This window comes from Mangrovicoccus sp. HB161399, from assembly GCF_013184745.1.
Classification (GTDB): domain Bacteria; phylum Pseudomonadota; class Alphaproteobacteria; order Rhodobacterales; family Rhodobacteraceae; genus Mangrovicoccus.
The window spans coordinates 170,895-177,187 of sequence record NZ_JAATVU010000004.1; the positions used below are offsets into that span (position 1 = coordinate 170,895).

Below are 6,293 nucleotides of genomic sequence, written 5' to 3' on the forward strand. Positions count from 1 at the left end.
TCAGCCCTCCGGCAGCAGCCAGATGCCGAGCCGCCGCCGTTCCGCCGAGGACGGCAGGGTGACGGCCAGCTCCGCGCCGGGTTCCGCCGCCAGCACCTCGCCGCCGCAACGGACCTGCACCAGCCGCGACGCGGGAACGCCCGGAAGCTCGATCCGGGACGCCGCGGCGGAGGGTGCGAGTTCGCATCCCACATGTCCCTCGCCGATCCGCAGCCTCCGCAGCTCGCCCGGATGGTCGGTGCGCAGCAGCGTCTTTCCTCCCCGTTCCAGGTTCAGCCAGCCCGCCTCGCGCCGGACGGTTGCCGGGCCGACCGGCGTTTCCAGCGGCCCCAGAACGGCATCCGGCCCGTTCGACAGCACCCAGCCATGCCAGGGCGAGATCCCGCAGATCTCCTCCGCCCCGATCAGCGGCAGGAGCGCCGCCCAGGTGTAAAACGGATCGGCATCGCCCTGGTCGAGCGCCGCGCCGGTCTCGGCATTGAAATTCTCGCCTGCCACCCGGTCCTGCCAGCTGGCCATGAACATCGCCCGGCTGCGCGCCGCCAGCCGCGCCGCCGCCGCGTCCTCGCCCGCACGCTTCAGCCCCAGCCAGACGAGGTAGCTGACGTTCGGCCAGATCCGCCCGCGCCAATAGACATTCTCGCCATAGGCCGCCTCGCCGCGCGCCGAATTGGGCAGCGGGAAGGGCGCGCCGAAAAGCTGCGGATCCTCCATATGCGCCAGCAGCGCCGCCGCCTGATCCGCATCCGCCGCCCCGCACAGCAGCGGGTAGAAGGCCGTCGGCGCCAGCGCCTTCACGAAGCCGCCCGAATGGTGGCGGTTGGCAAAGATCCTACGCGCCGGATCCCAGAGCTGTTCCCGGATCAGCGCGCGATGCGTCTCCGCCAGCGCCGCCATCTCCGCCGCGGTTTCCGACTCGCCCAGTTCTGCCGCGATCAGCCCGAGCATCTCGGCATCCAGCGCCACGGCGCAGTTCAGCCCCAGATCCCAGGTCGAGAAGCAGCCGGTCGCCGGATCCAGCACCGCCTCGTCATGGGTGGCGGAATTGTCCATGCCGGTCTCGTTCCGGGCGGCGAAATGCGTGCCCTTGTAGAGCGCCGTGCCGACATCGGAACTGCCGCAGGACATCAGCCCGGAGCCGCCCGGATCGCGCGCCGTCCGCCACCAGCGCTGGCTGCGCAGGAGCGTCCCAAGCTGCGCCGACAGCCCCGCCCGGTCGCCGCTGCGCAGGTAGATCATCCAGGCGATCAGGCCGCCAAGCGGCGGCTGGCTGCGGTCGGTCCAGGCGTCATGCGACGAGACCAGCGCCGCCAGGTTCCCCTGCGGCGTGGCAATGCCGAGCGCAATCGCAAGGTTCTCCCGCGCCAGAGCTGGGTCGAGCGGCGCCGCCAGCAGCGCGGCATAGGCCTGGTCATTGGCGAAGACCGCGTAATCGCCGAGGTTCCACACCCGCGACACCGTCGTGTAGCGGCGGCGGTTGGCCGCGTCCCAGACCGTGTTCCAGCCCAGCACGTCGCGCACCGCATCGAGCTCTCCTGCACCGGCGCCCTGCTGCAGCACCGGCATCTCCCCCGGCGCGGCAGCCAGCCCAGCCCGCGCCTGCTCCAGCGCCAGCCCGGGCGCATCGGCCACCGCCGCGCACCAGCCGCCCGAAGCCATCATGTCGAGATTGAAGCGCAGGCCCAGCACCGGGGCCGCTTCGGCCCGGGTGGCGATGCTGAAATAGCCGTTCTCCTCCAGATCCGCGGCCAGCGCGTCCAGGCTGTCATGCCCCGAGACGGCAATCGCCGGGTCCCGCGTGACGAGTGCCGTCCAGCGGCTGCCGCAGCGGATCAGGACCGCCTGCGCCCCCGGGTCGAAGCGCAGCTCGTCCGCCTGTTCCGCCGACACGGCCAGCGCCAGCCAGAACCGCGCGCCCCATTCGCCGGCCACGCGGCGCTCCCAGCCGCCGCGCTGCACGAACGGTCCCGCGGGATCGAGCGAAAGCGCCAGCCGCGTCCCGGCAAGCTCGGTCTCCAGCTCGGCGCGGCAGGCCGTCAGCGCATGCGGCCCCAGCCGCACCGGGTCGTGCCGCGGCTCGATACGGGACACTTTCCGCGCCCGCGTCGAGTAGAGCAGCGGCGTCACCCGGATCCCCAGCGGACGGAACACCGCCTCGGCCGGGCGTTCCGACCAGGTGAACCACTGGACCTCGGGCGGCAGGGTCGTCGTCAGGGTCATGGCAGCGTCTCCTCGTACAGAAGCGGCGGACAGGTCAGGCCAGATGGCTCGGGCCGGCCGCCGCCGAAAGGCGTGCCCGCATGGAAGCGGTTGGCGCCGGTATTCGACACGTCGATGTCCAGCCGGTGGAACCCGGCCGCGACCGGGCCGAGCCGCAGGCGGAAAGGCGGATGCCAGACCGTGCGGCAGGCCGTCCCGTCGAGCCTCACCGAGGCTGCGCAGGCCAGCCCGGGCAGATCCAGCACCAGGCTTGCCGGACGCTCCAGCACGAATTCGGTCTGGTAGCGCCCGGTGCCGGACCAGTCCGAATCGCCCTGCTCCTCCCAGCCGCGGTCTACCCGGACCGGACGGGCAGCGCCGCCAGTCTGAAGCGTCCACCCTGCCGCCAGTTCGGCGAGCGGCTGGAGGGACGCCTCCGTGCCAAGCTCGGCCTGCGCAACGGCCGGAGCAGCCTCCCGAAGGCGCAGGCAGGCCAGTCCCTGCGGCACCAGCCGCAGCTGCACCTCCCCGGCTGCCGGAGTTTCGTTCCCGTCGTGGCGGCAGAGGACCCCGGTGCCGAGCCGCAGGGTCGCCGCGATTTCCGCCTCGCCGTCATTGAAGAGGACGGCCCGCCACCAGCCTTCGCCATCGCGTCCGGCGCACAGCCATCGCAGGCCCGGATGCGGCGCAACCTCCGGCGCCCCCGCGAGAAGCGGCGCCAGATCCGCCCCGTCGGGGCCGCCGCGGAACACCGGCACGCCCGCGGTCTCCAGCGCCGCGATCCGCCCCGCGCTGCCGGGATCGGCGAGCGCCGTGACATGCGGCAGGACCAGCGCCGCAACCGCGACGCCGTCGAGGGAGCCCTCCCGGATCTGCGCCAGCCCGGCCTCGTCGATGATCCGCGGCGGCTGCCCGGCCTCCGCCAGCGCTTCGCACCAGGCCCCGAACGCCGCCGCATGGGCATGGCGCGGCCCCTCGCGCAGCGCAGTCTCCAGCGGATAGAGGACCAGCACCTGCCGGACCGGCGCGGCGGCCTCCAGGAATTCCGCCAGCCCAGCCGCCTCGCGCGCCATCTCGTCCATGACCGGCCACCAGGGCTGCAGGTTGTAGCCCGGGGCGAAATCGAAACGCATGTTGGCCAGCGGCTCGGGCCGGGCATCGCCTGCATCGGCAAACAGAGCATGCAGGATCACCCGCGAGGCCCCCAGCATGTGCAGCCGGATCAGCTGCGCCCTGAGCGCCGCCGGCGTCATGTCCCACTGCCCGGCGGCGCGCGCCTCGCTGCGTTCGGAGGTAATGTAGAGTTCCACCTCGCATCCCTTGCGGTCGGCCGCCTGCGCCACGCTGCGCCCCAGGAGCGGCGCGAGCTGCGGCACCAGGTTGTTGGCATCGACCGCCGTCACGTCGCGGAACCGGTCCGTGCCGAAGAAATCCGTGGCGAGCGATACCCGCGGATCGATGCTGCGGAAGCCGCCGTTCAGCGCGAAGCTGCCGACATGGGGCAGGATCTCGTGGCCCGAGAGGTCCAGTCCCCGCCGGTCGCAGAAGTGCCTGAGCGCGCCGAGGAAGCCGTCCTGCATCAGCTGCGCCACCGTCCGGTAGACGAAGCTGCGGGTCGCGCCGGTGCCGGGACCGCACTCCTCCAGCAGCGCGGCCAGCTGCAGCGCGACCGGCCCGCGGGCGGCGATCGCGTCGCGGAGACCGCTGCTCCAGGGCAGGCTGTTCAGCAGATTGCCGTGCCGCCCGTCCCAGTCGTAGAGGCCCGGGGCCGGCTGGTCGAAGAACACCCGGTCAAGCGTGCCCGGCATCAGCGGCCCCAGGACCGCCGCCAGCGGTTCCAGCCCGACCTCGACGAAACGCGCGCCCGCTTCGGGCATGAGATAGTTGACGATCCGCGAATTCACCGCCTGCGCGGCGGCAAAGACGGTCCAGCGCGCGCCCGGAGGCAGCGGCGCCTCCAGCAGCGCCTCCATCCCGTCCGCCCCCCCGTCAGCGAGGCGCACCCCGCCGGTCACGTCCTGCAGGCTGCCGTCGGGCAGGCGCATCGCCGCCCCGGCAATCTCCCAGCCGCCGAAGCGCGGCGTGCCGCCTTCGTGGATCCAGTCGCGCGCCGCCTGGCCGAGGCTTGCGGCCAGCGTCGCCCCTATCCCCGTCACCGCGGCCGACTGCCCTTCCGACGAGGCCCAGAACAGGTGCCGCTCTCGCAGGTGGTCCGCACCCGCGACGGTGCGCCCGCCGGCCTGGCCGCTGGTCCAGGCATAGTCGTCATAGAGCCCCGCCTTCAGCCCCAGTTCCGACATGATCGCCACCGCGCGCGCATAGGCGGCGATATGGGGCTCCGACAGGTAGAGGTCGCGCGGCATGGACAGCCGCGCCTGGATGTAGATGCGCCCGAAACCCCGGCCCCGGAAATCCGCCAGCTGGCGGCGCATTTCGGATTCCTTCGGCAGGCCGGACCAGAACCAGTAGGCGTCGAGGCGCGTGCCGCCGGGCGGCATCGGATCGGACATGGGGCTTGCCTCGCTGCGGATGTCGGGACGGTGCCCGTCCGTTCTAGTGCCGGAGTGCCCCTCTGTCAGCTTCTAGTTTGCACACAAACAAGATTCCGGCACGCCAAGCCGTCCGAAAGGCGGCCGGTCCTGACCGCCGGGGACAGTTTCCGGCCGATCTGCCGCAACGGGAGGCCGAGATGGCACGGTCCGGAATACGCACCGGCGCCGTCATGGTCCTTGTCCGCAAGGGTGCCGTGCTCCCAAGCCGTTCGGTCGCCGGACTGGCATGCCGACGAGTGTGGTACCGCAGCTTGATGGCCTGACCCAACTTGCGATCGGCTGCATGCCATTGCGTTGACGTGTCGGCCACCAAGCTTCCCCGGCGGCGGACGAGATGCCACTTCGTGGGAGCCTGTCGGTCGCGTGCCGTCGCAGTCCTGCTCTCTTCGCGCACTGCCCGGGAGCACCTCGGGCGGACGGCGGACCTGGGCGACATCGTCATCGGCAATCCGCGTGGACACGCACAAATCCAATCCCGTAGCCGTTGCGATCAGTCTCCATGGCGCGCAGCTCAGCTCCATGATGGTCCCGGCCAACCGCCGGGGCCAACGTGGCCTATAGACCCCATGATCGCTCTGCACGGTGACTAGGTCGGCGGTCTCTCCCGCGGCATTCTGCATGCGAGGGTTGCCCCGGATGACCCGGCGCCGAGACTCAGGAATGGGGGAGAGACCAGATGCAGGATAGCATGTTCATCGGGCTGGATGTCCACAAGGCGACGATTTCGGTGGCCGTGGCGGCGGGAGAACGGGGCGGCGAGGTCCGCCACTGGGGCACGATCCCGAACCGGGCAGAGACGATCCGCAAGCTGGCCGCGAAGCTGGGCGGCGAAGGTCGGCATCTTCATTTCTGCTATGAAGCCGGACCCTGCGGCTATGGTCTGCACCGCCAACTGACTGAGATGGGGCACGACTGCACGGTCGTGGCACCGTCCCTGATCCCCGTGAAAGCTGGAGACCGCGTGAAGACGGACCGGCGCGACGCCGTCATGCTGGCAAAGCTGCACCGGGCGGGAGAGCTGACCGCGGTCTGGGTCCCGGATGCGGCGCACGAGGCGATGCGGGACCTGGTCCGGGCGCGGGCCACGGCCATGCGCGTCACGAGCAAGGCGCGTCAGCATCTGCAGGGCTTCCTCTTGCGCCATGGCCGCATCTATCCGGGAGTTCGGGCCGGTCCGCGCCAGCGGCAAATCCTCCGGGGGAGGATTTGAGGCCAGGACGGGCTGGACAAAGGCTTATCGCCGCTGGCTGACGACCGTCCGGTTCGACCATCCTGCGCAGCAGATCGTGCTGCAGGAGCGAAGAGGATCAGCGATCCTTCCGGGGGACGGATCGCCCGACGAGCATTCATGCCGTGACAGACGCCGAGGCACGGGTCGAGCGGCTGACCGGGCAGATCGCCGAGCTGCTGCCGGACTGGGACCTGGCGCCCGTGGTGGACGCGGTCCAGGCCATGCGCGGTGTCGCCTTCATCGTCGCCGTCACCGTCGTGGCCGAGGTCGGCGACTTCCGCCGCTTCGGCAATCCGCGGCAGCTGATGGCC

The 6,293-nt window shown here is 71.3% G+C and carries 2 protein-coding genes and 1 pseudogene; 1 reads left to right on the forward strand and 2 read right to left on the reverse strand.

The genetic code is table 11. The features are described from left to right. Together HCC78_RS03885 and HCC78_RS03890 are read right to left on the reverse strand one after the other, a co-directional pair. A complete protein-coding gene (locus HCC78_RS03885) occupies nt 1-2,220 on the reverse strand; it encodes a trehalase family glycosidase (RefSeq protein ID WP_172327422.1) in 2,220 nt (739 codons plus the stop codon). Next, a complete protein-coding gene (locus HCC78_RS03890) occupies nt 2,217-4,709 on the reverse strand; it encodes a carbohydrate-binding protein (RefSeq protein ID WP_172327423.1) in 2,493 nt (830 codons plus the stop codon). Before HCC78_RS03890 ends, HCC78_RS03885 begins: the two co-directional genes overlap by 4 nt. A gap of 718 nt (nt 4,710-5,427) precedes the next feature. Here HCC78_RS03890 and HCC78_RS33540 point away from each other — a divergent pair. Continuing rightward, nucleotides 5,428-6,293 (forward strand): annotated as a pseudogene (locus HCC78_RS33540) (IS110 family transposase); the annotation flags it as partial.